This is a genomic window from Streptomyces sp. NPDC059874 (assembly GCF_042731135.1).
In the GTDB taxonomy this organism is placed as follows: domain Bacteria; phylum Actinomycetota; class Actinomycetes; order Streptomycetales; family Streptomycetaceae; genus Streptomyces.
On sequence record NZ_JBHWJY010000002.1, the window covers coordinates 194,085 to 210,234 of the forward strand.

The window sequence follows — 16,150 nt, forward strand, 5'->3', positions numbered from 1 at the left end:
CGGGCATCTAGGCATGCGGCGAGGTCCCGTCGGGGTTTCGCCGCACGGTATCGGCAAGGACCGGATCGCCGCCGGACACGCGTGGGCGGGGGCGGCGACCGGGTGTGAGCGGCAAGGCGGGGCTGGGATGAAGGCAGTAACGGCGGCGGGCGGTTCCTCGGACGACCGGGAGGCGGAGGAGAGCACCACCCTGGGGGCAGAGCCCCTGACCGCGGCCGGAGCCGACCCCGACACCGAGGTCGCCCGGACCGAAACCGACACCGAGGTCGAAACCGAGGTCGAACCCGGTGCCGGCGCGGAGCCCGAAGACGAGCCCGCGGCCGATGTCCCGGCCGGGGCCGAGGCCGAACTCGATGGGGGAACCGGGGCAGGGGCCGAGGCGGAGGTCGAGGGCGAGGGCAAGGCGGAGGCCGAGGTCGAGGCGGAGGCCGAGGTCGAGGTCGAGGCGGAGGCCGAGGTCGAGGCGGAGGCCAAGGCCAAGGTCGAGGCGGAGGCCAAGGCCAAGGTCGAGGCGGAGGCCGAGGCCAAGGTCGAGGCGGAGGCCGAGGCCAAGGCGGAAGCGGGGGCCAAGGTCGAGGCGGAGGCCGAGGTCGAGGTCGAGGCGGGAGCGGAGGCCGAGGGCGAGGTCGAGGCGGAGGCCGAAGCGGTGACCGTGGCCGAGGCCGGACGTGGTGCCGAGCAACAGGCCGGGGCTGGTCCCAAGGCCGGGACCAGTGCCCACGCCGAGGTGGGGACCGCTGCAGGGGCCGAAGGCACGACCGGCACCCGGGCCGGGGCCGAAGGCGGACGCGGCGACGCCCAGCACCAAGCCGAGGCCGAGACCGAGACGCATGGCGCAGCCGAGGCCGAGGCGGGGACCGCAGCCAAGACCGAAGGCACGCCCGGGAGCCGAGCCGGGGCCGAACCCGAGCACCGAGCGGAGGCCGGGCCCGGGGCTGGGGCCCAGGGTGTGGCCGGGAGCGAGAGGGCTGCCGAGGCAAGGCCCGGCGCCGGGAGGGACGGCACGCGCGGGATCGGGACCGGCTCCGGCCGGGACGGGGTGCCTGACGGAGATGGGGCCGGCGGCGAGGGAGCGGGCACTGTCGGCTCGGGCGACCCGCAGTCGGGAGCCGACAGCGGGCGGAGCGTCCCCTCCTGGGCTCGGGGCGTCGAGAGGGATGCCGAGCGCACCAGTCAGTTCGTCGCGCTCAAGGAGCTCGACGTCCAGCAACCCGACGCGGCGCAAGCGCATCCGCATCCGCAGCCGCCCACGGAAACGGTCCCGACCCCGGCGGCGGGGACGGTCCCAAGCGCAGGCACCGGCGCGGGCGCAGAGACAGGCGCCGGTGCGGTGGCCGGGCCGCACGTCGGGGTGGGGGGCGCCCCGCCGCTGCAGTTGTTGGCGGAGCTCACGAACACCCCTCCCCCGCCGGAGACGCCCCGGCGGACCGTCGTGCGCCGCGTCAAGGTGTGGACGCCCGTGCTCCTGCTCCTCGGCGGTGTCTTCGTCGGCGCGCAGCTGCTGCGGCCGCTCCCCGCTCCCGCGCTCGTCGCGGCCGAGCCCGTCCACGCCCTCGACGGGCAGTTGTCCATCCCTTGGCCGGCGCAGGGCCAGGGGGCCGTCCGCGTCCCCGGCTCCGGTGACATCGGTACGTTCGGCGAGCAGAAGCCCGTCCCGACGGCCAGCGTCGCCAAGGTGATGACGGCCTACGTGATCCTCAAGGACCACCCGCTGCGCGACAAGGCGGATCCGGGCCCCTCCATCGAGGTCGACGCGAAGGCGGTGGCGGACGGCACCTCCGAGCACGAGTCCCGGATCGAGGGCCTCACCGCCGGTACGAAGTTCAGCCAGCAGGACATGCTCAAGATGCTCATGATCCCCTCGGGCAACAACGTCGCCCGCCTGCTCGCCCGGTGGGACGCCGGCACCGGCGACGAGACGGCGTTCGTCGCGAAGATGAACGCCGCCGCCAAGGAACTCGGGATGAAGGACACCACGTACACCGACCCCAGCGGTCTGGACGCGGCCACCGTGAGCACCGCCGTCGACCAACTCAAGCTCGCCGAGGCCGTCATGAAGCACGAGGCGTTCCGCGCGGTCGTCGCCATGCCGAACGCCACCATCAAGGGCCTGCCCAAGCCGATCTACAACAACAACGACAGCCTGCTCACGGCGACCGGCCTGAGCATCCGGGGCATCAAGACCGGTTCGAGCACGCCGGCCGGCGGGACGCTGATGTGGGCGGCGTACAAGTCCGTCGGCGACGAGACCCCGCTGGTGCTCGGCACGATGATGGACCAGCACGCGGCCGGCCCGGACCCGGACGGCAGGGACAGCCTGGCCCTGGTGAAGGAGAACAGCAGGAAGGTGATCGAGACCGTGCGGGCCGCGCTGGCCGCGGCGCCGGCCGTCCGCAAGGGCCAGACGGTCGGGTACGTGGACGACGGGCTCGGTGGACGTACCCCGCTCGTGGCCACGAAGGACCTGAACGTGATCGGCGTACCGGGCCAGCGGATGCGGCTCTCGATCGGGTCCGGGTCCTCGCCGGTCCCGCGTACCGCGAAGGAGGGTGCCGAGGTCGGCGTGCTCACGGTGGGCGACGGGGACGGGGCCAAGAGCGTGCCGGTGGCGGTGCGGGGGGATCTGGCCGAGCCCTCGTTCGGGACCAGGCTCACCCGCCTGCGGTAGCGGCAGGACGGGTGAGCGCGGCCCTCAGTCCTTGCGGGCCGCTCCGCGCCAGACCGTGACGTCCAGGGTCGCGTACTTGCTCGGGTCGTTCTTCGCCGAGCTGCCCTTGTAGACGATCAGTGCGATGGTCCCTTCCTCGGTCTTCACGCACATCGCGCCGCCCTTGGAGAGCGCCTCGACGGGGATCTTGTCGGCGAAGCGGGTCTCCTGACGGCAGGCCTGGAGCGAGCCCTCGGTGCCGCTGTCCAGGCGTGCGAGTTTGGCTTGGGAGACGCCGAAGCGGCAGTCCTGGGAGGCGCAGTAGTAGTAGAAGTCGTCCCCGGTGCCGTCGTGCGGCTCCAGCGTGTCGTCGGCGAACTTGAGGTGATAGTTGCTGGTGAGCTTGAAGTCCTTGGAGATGACGGGTGCCGGGTCGGGGCGTGGCTGCCCCTTGGCCGTGGCCGTGGGGTTGGCTCCGCTCGCGCTGTCACGGGAGGTCGTGCTGTCGCCGATGGCCTTGAGCATGGCGCCGCAACTGGCCAGGAACAGGAAGAGGCCGCCGAAGACGGAGACCAGGATGATCGCGGTCCGGTTGCGCCGCTTCGGGGGATGCGGCATACCGACCTGGATGAGGGGCATCTGGACGGGTACGGCCGTGGGCGGCGGCACGTACCTGGCCTGCGGCGGCCCGAAGGCCCCGGGCGGGCCGTAGCCCTGGGGGCGGGGCCCGGTGACCGGCTGGGCGGGAGGGGCGGTGGGGTGGCTCGCTCCCGACGGGTAGGCGGTGGGTGCGGCGGGCGCGGTGGCCTGCTGCGGCGCCTGCGTGGGTGCGGCCGGGGGCGCGAACCGGGGCGCGCCCGGTGTGGCGGTCGGCGCGGCCGTGGGTGCCGGCGAGGCCGGCGGCGCGGTCGGGACCGAGGTCGTCGGGACCGGGGCCGGGACCTCCTGGCGGTTCGAGATGCCCTCGGCGACCCCGCCCGGCAGCCAGTCCTCCGGCCGGCGCAGTTGGGTCTGGTCGGCGGCGGTCCGGCACAGGTCGAGGATTTCGGTCAGCGAGGCCCGCCCGGCCGGATCCTTCACGAGGCAGCGCGTGATCAGCGGCCGCAGTTCGGCGGGGACCCCGGAGAGGTCCGGCTCCTCGTGCACGATCCGGTACAGCACGCCGTGCGAGGGCCCTTCGCCGTAGGCGGGCGCGCCCAGCGCGGCGTACGCGGCGACCTGGCCGAGGGCGAAGATGTCGGTGGCCCCGCTGATCTCGCGGCCGGCGGCCTGCTCGGGGGCCATGAAGGCGGGGGTGCCCACGGCGACTCCGCTGGCGGTGAGCGAGGTGGCGTCGGCGGCCCGGGCGATGCCGAAGTCGATGACCCGGGGGCCGTCTGCGGCGAGGAGGACGTTGGAGGGCTTGAGGTCGCGGTGGACGATGCCCGCGCCGTGGATGACCTGAAGGGCCTCGGCGATCCCGGCGACGAGCATCAGGATGGTCCGGGCGGGGAGCGGGCCGTGTTCGGCGACCGCCGCGGAGAGGGTGGGCCCCGGTACGTAGGCGGTGGCGAGCCAGGGGTTGGGGCCGTCGGTGTCGCTGTCCATGACCGGCGCGGTGTAGAGGCCCTGGACGCGCTGCGCGGACTGGACCTCCTGGCGGAACCGGCGCCGGAATTCCGGGTCTTCGGCGAACTCGGGGCGGATCACCTTGATGGCGACCGGCCGTCCTCCCGGTGTGTGCGACAGGTACACCTTGCCCATGCCGCCGGAGCCGAGCCTGGCGGCGATCCGGTAGCCCGCCACCATCGGCGGATCGTCGCCCTCCAACGGCTGGAAGACTCCGCCCGCCACGTCCCCGTTCATCAATTCCCCTTGCGTTCCGTGATGTTGAGCCCACCCTAGACGTACGGGTGCGGCCGGGGCCGTACGGGAGTGCCGTACGGCCCCGACCGCCGCCTGGTCAGGCGCGTGGCGGGACCCCGGACGGCCGGCCCGAGCCGCGCGTCAGGGAGTATCCGAAGAGGCCCGCGAGGGCCGCGAGGACTCCGCCGGCCGCGGTCCAGATCCAGCGGTCCGACCACCAGCCACCGGACCAGCCGTCCTCCGGCTCGCGCAGGGTGCCGGTCACGGTGGCGGGGACCAGGGGCGTGGAGAGGGTTCCGTCCACCGCGAGGGCGCCGCCGGTGTCCTTCACCTCGGCCTCGACCGCCGCGCGTACCGGCAGGCCCTTGTCCTCGTCGGGCAGCTCGACGACGGTGAGTCGTACGTAGTAGCTGCCCGGCAGCGGGTCGTTGGCCCACTGCTCGGCGGCGGCGCGGACCGTGCGCAGGGTGCAGGACAGTTCGACCGTCGGGGCCTCCTTGGCGACGGCGCGGGTCTGGGTGCCGTAGGCGCACGCCTGCCGCCGGCGCAGTCCGTCGTACACGTCGATCTGCCAGGTCGCGGCGCCGTGCCGGGACGCGGACTCGGGCAGGGTGACCGTGGCCTTCACCGTGGCGCGCTGCGAGGCGTCGACGGGGAGCACCCAGTAGAGGTAGTCACCGGTGGACGCGCCTGCCGTGGCCTTCTGGCCCGGGCGGAAGGCCGTGGCGGTACGGAAGCTGGTGCCCGCCTCGGTCGGCGCCGCCTGCTCGGCCTTGTCCGAACTCCCGCCGGCGCTCGGGGTGGCCGACGAAGTGGCCGAAGAACCGGCCGACGGGGTGTCCGCCTCGGCCGTGCAGCCCGCGACGCCGAGGGCGGCGGCGCCGGCCAGCAGGGCGGCGGTCAGTGTGCGTACGGTACGCATCAGTTGGTCCTCCAGACGGAGATGCGCCAGCGCGAGATCCAGCCCCACACCAGTCCGGCCAACAGTCCGACGAGCGCCAGGGCGGCCAGCAGCCACCAGCCGCGCCCGAGGCCGAAGGAGGCGGCGTCGGAGGCCGCGTCGGGGCCGTCGACCAGCTCGATGGTCAGCTCGACGGGCATGCCCGGGGTGGTCTTGACGGAGGCGGGTGCGGAGAAGGAGTTGCTGACCTGGACGCAGACGGTCTCGGCGGCCGGTTTGGTGTCCCCGTCGACCCCGTCGATCTCGGCCTTCGGGTAGCGCAGGCCGGTGGAGATGACGTCGGTGCGCCCGTCGCCGGCCTCCGAGCCGCGGACGATCTCGCGGCCGTGGACGGTCGTGGCGCGCAGCAGGACGCCGTAGTCCCGGTTGACGGCGCGGTCCGAGGCGATGCTCACGGAGGCGCGCAGCTCCTGGCCGGGGAGGACCTCGACCCGGTACCAGCGGTGCTCGCCGAAGCTCTCGCGGTCGCTGTAGAGGCCGGGCTTGAGCAGCGGGGCGCCTTCGCAGTGCTTCGCGCCCTCGGTCGCCACCGGGTTGACGACCGGGTCGGCTGCCCGGTCGACCAACTGGCGTACTCTGCTGGAGAGTTCCGCCTTGTGCTGTACCGAGGTGTACGTCCCGCCGGTGGCCTCGGCGATACAGGTGAGCTGGGCGCGGGTCTTGGCGTCCGGGACCAGGCCGAGGGTGTCGATGGTCAGGTGGATGCCCTTGGCGGCGATGTCGCGCGCCACTTCGCACGGGTCGAGCGGGGCACAGGTGTCCTCGCCGTCGGTGATCAGGACGATCCGCTTGGTGGCGTCACCGCCGTCGAGGTCCTGGGCCGCGGCCAGCAGGGCCGGACCGATGGGCGTCCAGCCGGTGGGGGCGAGGGTCGCCACGGCGGTCTTCGCCTCGGTGCGGTTGAGCGGGCCGACCGGGTACAGCTGCTTGGTGTCCTTGCAGCCGAGCGCCTTGTCCTCACCGGGATAGGTGGCCCCCAGGGTGCGTATGCCGAGCCGCACTTCGTCGGGTACCGCGTCGATGACCTCGTTGAAGGCCTGCTTCGCGGCGACCATCCGGGACTGGCCGTCGATGTCGGTGGCCCGCATGGAGCCGCTGACGTCGAGGACGAGATCGACCTTGGGGGGCTCCTTCGCCGTCGTTCCGTCAGCGGCGCCGGCGTTCGCCGGGAAGAGCCCGACGGCGAGGGCGGCGAGCAAGCCGCACGCCCCGGCCGCAAGCCGTTTTCTTGTGATCATCGCCGGATCGTATTGAGGATCGTCCGTCAATCCAAAACGTGATCCCGGCACCGGTTTTCAGGGGGTCGCGGTCGCTATCCGGACGGAAATCCGCGTGCGTGGGGCGCGGGGCCCGATCTAGGCTGCCGAGATGAGCTCCCGTACCTTCCGTATCACCGTCCGCGGCTCCTTCGACGGCCTCACCGACGACCAACGGGCGGAGCTGCTCGCGGCCGCGCCCGAGCACGACATGCTGCACGCGACGTTCACCGCCGAGGGCCACCTCACGTACGACCTCGCGGCCCGCCCCTTCTTCACGTTCCGCTTCCTGGACTCGGGTGAGGCCGAGGAGGACATCCTCGACGCCACGGCCCGCGCGGAGTTGGCGGCGGAGAGCTGGCTGGCCGAGCGGGGGTACGGCTTCAAGCAGCTCAAGTCGCAGGCCGAGGACCTCTCGCAGGCTCCGCTGGGCAAGCGGCAGCGCCGGGAGGCCGCGAAGGCCGAGGGCCGTTCGTGACCGGCGCGCCGGACCCACGGGGCAGGCTCGAACTCGACGGATCCGGACCGTGCACCACCGGGCCAACGCGACGGTGATCGCGATGAACCGGAAGCCGGCGTACGTCGACGCCGAGTGGGATTACCCCTGATCCGTGGCGGCGAAGGTGTCGGCGAGGTGGGTGCGCAGGGCCTGCGCGGTGGGTGGGCCGAGACGGGCGCCGAGGTAGCCGTCCGGGCGGATCACGAAGGCCGTCGGGCCGTCCGCCGCGTAGAGGCGGGCGAACTGGCCCGCGGTGTCGTGGTACACCGGTAGCCCCTCGGCAGCGGCGGCGACGGAGGAGGCCGCGCGGACGGCGAAGGTCTCCGTCCGGCCGCCGGAGGCCTCCCGGGCCGTGCGGGCGAGTTCACCGGGGTCCTGGACGTCTCCGTAGAGCAGCAGGACGTGGTCGCGGTCGCGCAGCAGGTCGTACAGGCGCAGCGGGTAGGCGGCGATCTCGCCGGTGAGGCCCACGCAGTCGGGTGCCCGGTCGCCGGGGCCGGGGAGCGGGCCCGCGCCGGGCGGGGCGGTGATCGGGCCGCCCCGGTAGCCGACGAGGAGTTGGGCCTCGCGCAGCAGCAGGGTCTGCGGGTCCTCGGGATCGGCCTGGACGCCCTCCTGGGCGTGGCGGACGGTGCGGCCGACGACTTCCTCGCCGACCGGCCGGCGCTCGGCGTCGTAGCTGGCGAGCAGGTCGGGGTGGGCGGCGCCCTCGACGGCGAGGGCGAGCTTCCAGGCCAGGTTCCAGGCGTCCTGGATACCGGTGTTCATGCCCTGGGCGCCCGTCGGCGGGTGGATGTGCGCGGCGTCCCCGGCGATGAAGACCCGGCCGTCGGAGTATCGGTTCACGATCCGGTGGCTGATGCGGAACACGGAGGACCAGCGGATGCCGGAGGCGGTGGTGGGTCGCGGTGACAGCCGGTCCAGGACGGCCTGGATGTCGGGGAGTTCGGGGGCCCGGCCGCCGCCCAGTCCGTGCGTGATGCCGTCGGGGTCCTCCCCCACCCGCTGGGCGGTGGAGAGTTCGGGCGGGACCATCATGGACATCCGGTAGCGGCCAGGGCCGGGCAGCGGGATGCACACCAGTACGTCGTCCACGGCGCCGGAGGCGTCCCGGTGCATGGCGCGCACGCCGTACTCGTGCGGCAGGTCCCAGTCGACCTCCACGTCGGCCAGCATGAACTCGTCGGGGAAGGCGCCGCCCTCGAAGGAGAGTCCGATCCCCTTGCGGACGATGCTGTGCGCGCCGTCGCAGCCCACGAGGAACCGGGTCCGCACCTCCTCCTCCGTTCCGGAAGGGGTACGGACCCGGTTGGTCACTCCGTCGGCGTCCTGCGCGAACGACACCAGTTCGGCGCCGCGTTCGACCTCGGTCCCGAAGCGGGCGAGGTGTTCGGCGAGGAGGCGTTCCGTCTCGTACTGCGGCAGCGCCGCGAATCCGTACGGGACTTCGGGCGGCAGCGCCAGTTCGAGGCGGGGCTGCTCGACGCCGTTGACGTACGCCAGTTGCCCGCGCAGCGGGACGGCCGCGTCGAGGGCGGCGCGCACCAGGCCCATGCGGTCCCAGAGTTCCAGGGTGCGCGGCTGGATGCCCACGGCCTTGGCGAACGGCAGCCGGGCGGGCAGGCGGTCGACGATCCGGCAGGACACACCGCGTCTGCGGAGTTCCACGGCCGCCGTCAGCCCGACCGGGCCGGCGCCGGCGACGAGTACGTCCGTTGCGTAGGTGTGCGCCATGGGCGCCTCCCGGCGTGCGGCCCCGTACGGGTCGGTGCTCCTCCATGGTGGCCGCCCACCGGATGTCCGGCATCTTTACTCGATGACGAGGTCCACGTCGATGTTGCCGCGCGTCGCGCGGGAGTACGGGCAGACCTCGTGCGCCTGCTTGACGAGCAGGGTGCCCGTCTCGCCGGCCAGGGACTCGGGGAGCTCGACGCGCAGGACGACGCCCAGGCCGAAGCCCGCGCCGTCCTTGCCGATGGAGACCTCCGCGGTGACCGAGACCTCGCTGGTGTCGGCCTTGGCCTGGCGGCCGACCAGGCCGAGCGCGCTGGCGAAGCAGGCGGCGTAGCCGGCCGCGAAGAGCTGCTCGGGGTTGGTGCCCTGGCCGTTGCCGCCGAGCGCCGGGGGCATGGCGAGGGCGAGGTCGAGCTGACCGTCGGAGCTGACGGTGCGGCCCTCGCGGCCGTTGGCGGTGGCGACAGCGGTGTACAGCGCGTCCATCGGAGTTCCTCTCGCAGAAATCAACCGTGCGGCGGCCGGTGGTCGGCCTCGCCCCATGAGTAGAGCACACAATTCAGTTGTGCACAATTCAATGCCTCGCAAGGGTGCTCCGGGTACACTGGCCCTCATGACCGAGCAGCCGACCGCCACCCACCCCGACCAGGACTTCCTGCGCCTGGACGGCCAGATCTGCTTCGCGCTGAACGCCGCGAGCCGCGCCTTCGGCGGGCTCTACCGCGTCGTCCTCAAGGACCTCGGGCTCACCTACCCGCAGTACCTGGTGATGCTGGTCCTCTGGGAGCACGGGGAGATGCCGGTCAAGCAGATCGGGCAGCACCTGCGACTGGACTCGGGGACGCTGTCCCCGCTGCTCAAGCGGCTCGAGGCGGCCGGCCTGGTCCGCCGGGAGCGCAGCAGGGAGGACGAGCGTTCCGTGCACGCGCGCCTCACCGAGGACGGCGCGGCCCTGCGCGCCCGGGCCGCGGAGGTACCGCGCCGGATCGCGACGGCGACCGGCTTCGAGCTCGGCGAGATCCTCGACCTGCAGACCCGCCTGAACCGCCTCACCGCCGCCCTCGACGCCGCCGTGCCGCAGGAGTCGCGGGAGGCGTGAGCGCCTCCCGCGCCGGACACTGGGTCCGGGAGTCTGGAGGTGTGCGATGGACCCGGTTGCGGCGCTGGACCGGATCGCCTTCCTGCTGGAGCGCGCACAAGCCCCCACCTACCGGGTACGAGCCTTCCGCACGGCGGCGGCCACCCTCGGACGGATGGACGGCCAGGAGCTGACCGAGCGGGTCAAGGACGGATCCCTGGAGCAGGTCAAGGGCATCGGCCCGAAGACCGCCCTGGTCGTACGCGAGGCGCTCGCCGGGGAGGTGCCGGGCTACCTGCGGACCCTGGAGGACGAGGCCGCCGCGCTCCCCGACGCGCCACCGGCCACACCGGCCGCCGCCGCGCTGCGGGCGGCGCTGCGCGGGGACTGCCACGTGCACTCGGACTGGTCGGACGGCGGAAGCCCGATCGAGGCGATGGGGCGGGCCGCGGACGGGCTGGGGCACGAGTGGGCCGTGCTCACCGACCACTCACCGCGGCTGACGATCGCCCGGGGGCTCTCCCCGGAGCGGCTGCGCGAGCAGCTGCGGGTGGTGGCCGAACTCAACGAGACGTGGGCGCCGTTCCGGCTGCTGACGGGCATCGAGTGCGACATCCTCGACGACGGCTCGCTGGACCAGGAGCCGGAGCTGCTGGAACGGCTGGACCTCGTGGTCGGCTCGGTGCACTCGAAGCTGCGGATGGACGCGCCCGCGATGACCCGCCGGATGCTGGCGGCGGTGCGCAACCCGCTGATGGACGTGCTGGGTCACTGCACGGGGCGGCTGGTGACGGGGCGCGGACGGCCGGAGTCGCGGTTCGACGCCGAGGCCGTCTTCGCGGCCTGCGCGGAAACGGGCACCGCCGTGGAGATCAACAGCCGCCCCGATCGGCTGGACCCGCCCCGCCGGCTGCTACGGCTCGCCGTGGCGGCCGGCACCTTCTTCGCCATCGACACGGACGCGCACGCCCCGGGCCAGCTGGACTGGCAGATCCTGGGCTGCGAACGGGCCGTGGAGTGCGGGGTTCCGTCGGACCGCGTGATCAACACCTGGTCGGCGGAACAGGTGTTGACGTGGACCCGCACCCGGCGCGCGCCTTGATGCCCGTCTCGCCCGGAGAGGGTGGGATCACGCCGGCAGGAGGGACAGGAGCTGTTTGGTGTGGCCCGGCAGCTCCGATTCCGCGAGGCCCGTGAGGAGGTCCCGCAGCGGTAGGGGGCGGTCGACCAGGACAACGCCGTTGGACAGGAGCAGGGCGGGTACCTGCGTGTCGAGTTCGGCCTCGCTCAGGACGGGGCCGCAGAGGGCTCGGAGGGCTTCACCCTGGGAGCGGATGCGGTCCCGGAGTCCCGCGTTGCCGCCGGCGAGCGCGATGACGCGGTCGAGGGTCCAGGCGTCCTGCGCCACGCGGTTGTCGTACGTCGTGACGGCGCCCGAAGCGACGGAGCAGACGGCGGCGATGGTGGCGGCGTTGACGAGGGCCACGTGGGCCAGGATCCGGTCCGCGTCCCACTCGCCGGGCGGCGGGACCGGGCTCGCCGGGCCGGAGTCGGCCACGGTGGCGGCGGCGTCCAGCAGGGCGCGGTAGGCGTCCCGCAGCGGGGTGGTGTCGTGCATGACTGTTCCCCTTCCGATGGGGTTGCGCGGCCGGGCTCAGGCGTGCGGCTGGGACATCTCCCACGGCGCCTGCGGGAGCACTTCACCGGTCTCCAGAAGCGACTTGAGGTTCGCCAGCACCGCCGGCCAGCCGCGCGAAATGCCGCCGAGCATCTCCTGGTTGGGGAGGTTCTCGTGGGTCACGGTGAGCCGGACGATGTCCTCGTGCGGTTCGACGAGGAAGGTGACGACGGACGGCTCGCGCGCCGGTTCGACGTCGGGACGGTCCTCGAAGGTGACGACCAGCCGCGTCGGGGGCTCGGACGCGACCACCCGGCCGACGACGTCGACCGCGCCCGATCCGTCGACGCGCCGGTGTTCCCAGGTCGATCCCGGCTGCCAGTCGGAGACGTTGGCGTGTCCCCAGTAGCGCGCCGTCAGGTCCGCGTCGGTCAGGGCCTGCCACACCTGCCCCGCGCTCGCGCGGATGTAGGTGACGTAGACATAGGTCGGCACGGTCGTGCTTCCGCTGGTCATGGCGTACTCCTCTGCCTGGTTCTTGATGGCACTGAGCGCTTGCAGGCGGGGCTTGTCGAACCCCGAGATCCAGCGCTCCTCGATCTCGTGGATCGGCGCCGGGTTGAGGTAGTGGAGCCGTTCCCGCCCGCGCCGCACGACGGTCACGAGGCCGGCCTGCCCCAAGACGTCGAGGTGCTGCGTCGCCGACTGGCGCGCCATGTCCAGGCGCTCGCACAGCTCGCGCAGGGTCTGGCCGTTCTGCTCGCGCAGACGGTCGAGCAGGAGTCGTCGGGTGGGATCGGCGAGTGCTTTGAACACCGAGTCCACCTCTCTCGCTTCAAGGCTCACGACTCCATTATGCAGGTAATTACCTGCATAATGTCAAAGCCGCCGCTCGCACCACGTGAAGCGGCACCCCGCGCTCGGGGCGCCGGGTGCCGCTTCGTACCGGGTCGGCCGGGGTCAGGCCGAGCTCTCCTGGTCGTTCCTCAGGGCCAGGCCGGCGAGGACGGCGCCGGCCGCCGCGCACAGCATCACGGTGACACCCGCCCACGCCAGGGAGCCGCCCACCGCTCCGTCCAAGGGGTCGAAGCCCGCCACGCCCCCCGCCACGTGCAGGGCGACGACACCGAGGCCGGTGACGGCTCCGGCGCGCCACACCGTGGCGGTGTCCCGGAGCGCCAGCATCGCCCCGAGTCCGAGGCAGACCACGGTGACCAGCATCGGCAGGAACCGGCCCGGGCTCGCGGAGGGCAGGGCCGCCAGGTCCGCGGGCAGGTGGAGGGCGCCGCTGACCAACAGGACGAGGGCCACGGGCCAGCGCAGTACGTGCCTCAGCGCCCGGGAACCGCCCGACGGCGCCGGGGCGGAGGGGGCAGCGGCGGCGGGGGCGGTGCGTCCGGGGCGCTGCTGGTACGGGGCGTCGTAGAGCTCCGCGTAGGCGGGCTCGTGCGGCTCTTCGTACGGCTCGTCGTAGCGCACGGCGGGAACCTCCGGCTCGACCGCCACCGGGACCGGGTCTGGCCGTCGGTCCGGTGCGCGGTGCTCTTCGTGGCCGAGGATGCTCGCCAGCAGGGCGACGTCCTCGATCGGACGCCCGACGGCGGCGGCGCGCAGCGTGATGTCCGCCTCGACCGTCTCGTGCGGGAACTCGCCGAGGAGGGCGACCATCCGCTGTACGTCCTGTACCGACCGGGTCACGGCGGCCGTGCGCAGCGCCTCGTGTCCGGCGTCGGGGAGGCCGCCGCCCTCCTTGAGGAGGCTCACCAGCGCGGTGACCTCTTCGAGCGGGCGGCAGGTGGCCGCCGTCTCCAGCAGCGTGCGTATGGGCCGGGAATCCGGTGCTTCGTGCGCTTCCGGCGCTTCTGGTGCTTCCGGCGCGGCGGCGGTGTCGGGGGGCCCGTGGCGGTCTTCGTGGTCCGTCGCCGCGAGGGTGATGGGGTCATTCATGGAAAGCTCCGTTCGCCGACGCGCGGGTCTACACATCGCACGGCGGTCATCGTGCGTCATGGGAAGCGCACGCTTTGTTACATTTACTGTCTAATCCGCTCGCTGCGCCATTCGTGGCGGGCAAACGGGGGCTCGACCAACCCCCACGGGGAAAGGGCGTCAGCCGTGCCCGACATGCGTGCCGTCCGCCGGCGGTGCTCCGTAGCGCTCCCGGCCCTCGTCCTGCCCGCCGTACTGCTTCTGACGGGCGCCGCGCCCACGCCCGCGCGGGTGCCGGTTCCGGTTCCGGTTCCGGCTTCCGAAGCGCTCGTCGTGGAGACCGATCGGGGGTCCGTACGCGGGCGGGCGCACGGCACGTACCGGACCTTCGAGGGCATCCCCTACGCCGCTCCCCCGACGGGCGCCCTGCGCTGGCGGCCGCCGGCACCGGCGCCCCGGTGGAAGGGCGTCCGCGACGCCGGGGCCGCCGGGCCCCGGTGTGTGCAGCTGCCGCCGATCGGACCGGGCGGGCCGAGCGGCTCGGAGGACTGCCTGTTCCTCAACGTCACCGCGCCGACGGGGCACCGCCTCGCGGGCCCGGACGCGCGGCGCCTGCCCGTCATGGTGTGGTTCCACGGCGGCGGTTTCCTCAACGGCGCGGGCGATCTCTACCGGCCCGAGCGGCCGGCCGCCCAGGGCGACGTGGTGGTGGTGACGGTCAATTACCGGCTGGGCGTCTTCGGTCTGTTCGGCCACCCCGAGCTCGGCGGGGCCCCCGCGCTCGCCCTCGCGGACCAGCAGGCGGCGCTGCGCTGGGTGCGGGCGAACGCGGCACGGTTCGGAGCGGACCCGCACAACGTCACGGTGTTCGGCGAGTCGGCGGGCGCCCTCAGCGTGTGCTCGCACCTCGTCTCCCCGGAGTCTGCGGGCCTCTTCCACAAGGCGATCGTCCAGAGCGGATCGTGCTCGACCACGATGCCCCCGCGCTCGCTGCTGCCCGAGCTCGGCACGTACGAACCCTTCGTGCCCGAGGCGCGGATCGTCGCGGACGGAGCCCTGGCGGCAGGCCGGCTCGGCTGCGACCGGCCGGCGGGTGAGGTGTTGGACTGCCTGCGCCGACTGGACGCCCGTACCCTCGCCACGCCCGAGCTGATGCAGCGGTTCTCGCTCGTCCCGTACGGCAACGCCCTGCTGCCGATGGAACCCCGGCGGGCCCTGGAGGCCGGGCGGTTCCACCGCGTGCCGGTGGTGCAGGGGACCACCCTCGACGAGATGCGGGTCTTCGTCGCGCAGACGCTGGCGGCGTATCCGGTCGCCGACGAGGCCGCCTATCGGGCCCGGCTGGAGGAGTCCTTCGGCGCCGCGACCGCGCGGGTCGTCGAGGCGGCCTATCCGGTGTCCGGCCACCCGACGCCGGCGGTGGCCTGGGCGACGCTGCTGTCCGATGCCTCGTTCACCTGTCCGACCCTGCGGGACAGCGGCGCGCTGGCCCGGCACGTACCGACGTACGGCTACCGGTTCAGCGACCGGGACGCACCGAACTTCATGGGACTGCCGGAGGTGGCCGAGCTCCCTTACGGGGCCTCGCACGGCTTCGAACTGCCCTATCTGTTCACGATGGCACCCCTGGCGGCGCCGCAGCGGGAACTGGCGGACCGAATGACCGGCTACTGGACGGCGTTCGCCCGCACCGGCGTGCCGCGGGCGCAGGGGGCCCCGGACTGGCCGCGCCACCGGTCGGCGGGGCCGGTGCTCTCCCTGGCACCGGGGGCCGACGGGATCCGTACGGTGGACGCGCGGACCGCACACCACTGCGCGCTGTGGGACGCGCGGTGGCCCCAGGTCACCAGTTCTGGGTGACGACGGTGCCTTGGCCGGTACGGACGACCAGGGTGCCGCCGTCGCCGTAGACCTCGTGCCGCCAGGCGGTGAACACCTCGGCGATGCGGCGTGCGTCCTCCCCGACTCCCTTGCCCACGGATCGGGTGGCGAAGGTGATCCTGGCCTCTCCGACCGTGCGGACCTTGCGGACGCGGGTCTCCTTGACGATGAGGAAGCCGTCCTGGTCGGTGCGGTGCTTGGCGTAGTAGGCGTTGAAGTCCCGGGTCATGTCGAACCAGTCCGCCGGACCGCATGGGCCGCCGCCGTTGCCGATGTCGTCGGCGCCGTCGCCGTCGGTGGGCGGGCCGACGTACGGGCCGGTGTCCTGGTCGGTCGGCGGGCCCGCGTCGCCACCCGTCTCCTGATCCGTCGGCGGCCCGGCATGGCCGCCGGTCTCCTGATCCGTCGGCGGACCCGCATAGCCACCCGTCTCCTGATCCGTCGGCGGACCGGCAGGGCCACCGGTCTCCTGGTCCGTCGGCGGACCGGCAGGGCCACCGGTCTGTTCCTCCGTCGGCACGTCGAGCGCGCACTTCTCCGGCGTCAGGCTGGGGACGGGTGCGGGCCCCGAGGCCTGTCCCGCCCCTTTGGTCCCGCAGGCCGCCAGTACGGCGCACAGCAGCCCCGCCACCAGCACCCGGCCTGCCGTCGTCCTCTTCGTCATGGTCTCCCCCTCCGCTCCCAAGAGGGGAAAACACCGCCCCC

Annotated in this window: 14 protein-coding genes; 5 read left to right on the forward strand and 9 right to left on the reverse strand. The window is 73.3% G+C overall.

Annotated elements, in window-relative coordinates; genetic code table 11:
• The first annotated feature begins 127 nt into the window (after positions 1-127).
• Positions 128-2,668: a D-alanyl-D-alanine carboxypeptidase family protein gene (locus ACFV9H_RS02120; protein WP_385391996.1), complete on the forward strand. Its 2,541-nt coding sequence runs from the start codon at positions 128-130 to the stop codon at positions 2,666-2,668.
• A gap of 24 nt (positions 2,669-2,692) precedes the next feature.
• On the opposite strand, the gene ACFV9H_RS02125 is transcribed toward ACFV9H_RS02120, so the two are convergent.
• The 3 genes from ACFV9H_RS02125 to ACFV9H_RS02135 all read right to left on the reverse strand — a co-directional run bounded on the left by ACFV9H_RS02125 (position 2,693) and on the right by ACFV9H_RS02135 (position 6,691).
• Positions 2,693-4,492, reverse strand: a complete 1,800-nt coding sequence (locus ACFV9H_RS02125; RefSeq protein ID WP_385391998.1) for a serine/threonine-protein kinase — start codon at positions 4,490-4,492, stop codon at positions 2,693-2,695.
• A gap of 97 nt (positions 4,493-4,589) precedes the next feature.
• Entirely contained in the window at positions 4,590-5,414 is an 825-nt protein-coding gene (locus tag ACFV9H_RS02130) for a hypothetical protein (RefSeq protein ID WP_385392000.1), read from the reverse strand.
• Positions 5,414-6,691: a VWA domain-containing protein gene (locus tag ACFV9H_RS02135; RefSeq protein ID WP_385392003.1), complete on the reverse strand. Its 1,278-nt coding sequence runs from the start codon at positions 6,689-6,691 to the stop codon at positions 5,414-5,416. The genes ACFV9H_RS02130 and ACFV9H_RS02135 overlap by 1 nt, the downstream gene beginning before the upstream one ends.
• Positions 6,692-6,821: 130 nt before the next feature.
• Here ACFV9H_RS02135 and ACFV9H_RS02140 point away from each other — a divergent pair, with 130 nt between their 5' ends.
• Positions 6,822-7,187, forward strand: a complete 366-nt coding sequence (locus ACFV9H_RS02140; protein ID WP_385392005.1) for a DUF6204 family protein — start codon at positions 6,822-6,824, stop codon at positions 7,185-7,187.
• Between the two features lie 120 nt (positions 7,188-7,307).
• Here the strand turns inward: ACFV9H_RS02140 and ACFV9H_RS02145 are convergent, their stop codons facing one another.
• Together ACFV9H_RS02145 and ACFV9H_RS02150 are read right to left on the reverse strand one after the other, a co-directional pair.
• Complete coding sequence (locus ACFV9H_RS02145; protein ID WP_385392007.1) at positions 7,308-8,942, reverse strand: FAD-dependent monooxygenase; 1,635 nt, start codon at positions 8,940-8,942, stop codon at positions 7,308-7,310.
• Positions 8,943-9,017: 75 nt separating this feature from the next.
• Positions 9,018-9,428, reverse strand: a complete 411-nt coding sequence (locus ACFV9H_RS02150) for an organic hydroperoxide resistance protein (protein ID WP_328929362.1) — start codon at positions 9,426-9,428, stop codon at positions 9,018-9,020.
• A gap of 127 nt (positions 9,429-9,555) precedes the next feature.
• Between ACFV9H_RS02150 and ACFV9H_RS02155 the strand changes: the two genes are divergently transcribed.
• Complete coding sequence (locus ACFV9H_RS02155; protein WP_385392009.1) at positions 9,556-10,041, forward strand: MarR family winged helix-turn-helix transcriptional regulator; 486 nt, start codon at positions 9,556-9,558, stop codon at positions 10,039-10,041.
• A gap of 46 nt (positions 10,042-10,087) precedes the next feature.
• A complete protein-coding gene (locus ACFV9H_RS02160; RefSeq protein ID WP_385392012.1) occupies positions 10,088-11,122 on the forward strand; it encodes a PHP domain-containing protein in 1,035 nt (344 codons plus the stop codon).
• 27 nt (positions 11,123-11,149) lie between these two features.
• On the opposite strand, the gene ACFV9H_RS02165 is transcribed toward ACFV9H_RS02160, so the two are convergent.
• From ACFV9H_RS02165 to ACFV9H_RS02175, 3 genes are all read right to left on the reverse strand, one after another.
• A complete protein-coding gene (locus ACFV9H_RS02165) occupies positions 11,150-11,638 on the reverse strand; it encodes a hypothetical protein (protein ID WP_385392014.1) in 489 nt (162 codons plus the stop codon).
• 36 nt (positions 11,639-11,674) lie between these two features.
• Positions 11,675-12,463 (reverse strand): ArsR/SmtB family transcription factor, encoded by a 789-nt coding sequence (locus ACFV9H_RS02170; RefSeq protein ID WP_385392124.1) that lies wholly within the window; start codon positions 12,461-12,463, stop codon positions 11,675-11,677.
• Positions 12,464-12,598: 135 nt separating this feature from the next.
• Positions 12,599-13,585, reverse strand: coding sequence for a hypothetical protein (locus ACFV9H_RS02175; protein WP_385392016.1), 987 nt, complete (start codon positions 13,583-13,585; stop codon positions 12,599-12,601).
• Positions 13,586-13,759: 174 nt separating this feature from the next.
• Between ACFV9H_RS02175 and ACFV9H_RS02180 the strand changes: the two genes are divergently transcribed.
• A complete protein-coding gene (locus ACFV9H_RS02180; RefSeq protein ID WP_385392127.1) occupies positions 13,760-15,424 on the forward strand; it encodes a carboxylesterase/lipase family protein in 1,665 nt (554 codons plus the stop codon).
• Here the strand turns inward: ACFV9H_RS02180 and ACFV9H_RS02185 are convergent.
• Positions 15,408-16,109, reverse strand: a complete 702-nt coding sequence (locus ACFV9H_RS02185) for a hypothetical protein (protein WP_385392019.1) — start codon at positions 16,107-16,109, stop codon at positions 15,408-15,410. The two genes, ACFV9H_RS02180 and ACFV9H_RS02185, sit on opposite strands and share 17 nt — an antisense overlap.
• Positions 16,110-16,150: the final 41 nt, after the last annotated feature.

Coding starts and splice junctions, on each gene's coding strand:
- ACFV9H_RS02130 (WP_385392000.1), bottom strand. CDS start 5,414: ATGCGTACCGTACGCACACTGACCGCCGCCCTGCTGGCCGGCGCCGCC.
- ACFV9H_RS02135 (WP_385392003.1), bottom strand. CDS start 6,691: ATGATCACAAGAAAACGGCTTGCGGCCGGGGCGTGCGGCTTGCTCGCC.
- ACFV9H_RS02125 (WP_385391998.1), bottom strand. CDS start 4,492: ATGAACGGGGACGTGGCGGGCGGAGTCTTCCAGCCGTTGGAGGGCGAC.
- ACFV9H_RS02165 (WP_385392014.1), bottom strand. CDS start 11,638: ATGCACGACACCACCCCGCTGCGGGACGCCTACCGCGCCCTGCTGGAC.
- ACFV9H_RS02155 (WP_385392009.1), top strand. CDS start 9,556: ATGACCGAGCAGCCGACCGCCACCCACCCCGACCAGGACTTCCTGCGC.
- ACFV9H_RS02145 (WP_385392007.1), bottom strand. CDS start 8,942: ATGGCGCACACCTACGCAACGGACGTACTCGTCGCCGGCGCCGGCCCG.
- ACFV9H_RS02180 (WP_385392127.1), top strand. CDS start 13,760: ATGCGTGCCGTCCGCCGGCGGTGCTCCGTAGCGCTCCCGGCCCTCGTC.
- ACFV9H_RS02120 (WP_385391996.1), top strand. CDS start 128: ATGAAGGCAGTAACGGCGGCGGGCGGTTCCTCGGACGACCGGGAGGCG.
- ACFV9H_RS02150 (WP_328929362.1), bottom strand. CDS start 9,428: ATGGACGCGCTGTACACCGCTGTCGCCACCGCCAACGGCCGCGAGGGC.
- ACFV9H_RS02185 (WP_385392019.1), bottom strand. CDS start 16,109: ATGACGAAGAGGACGACGGCAGGCCGGGTGCTGGTGGCGGGGCTGCTG.
- ACFV9H_RS02140 (WP_385392005.1), top strand. CDS start 6,822: ATGAGCTCCCGTACCTTCCGTATCACCGTCCGCGGCTCCTTCGACGGC.
- ACFV9H_RS02175 (WP_385392016.1), bottom strand. CDS start 13,585: ATGAATGACCCCATCACCCTCGCGGCGACGGACCACGAAGACCGCCAC.
- ACFV9H_RS02160 (WP_385392012.1), top strand. CDS start 10,088: ATGGACCCGGTTGCGGCGCTGGACCGGATCGCCTTCCTGCTGGAGCGC.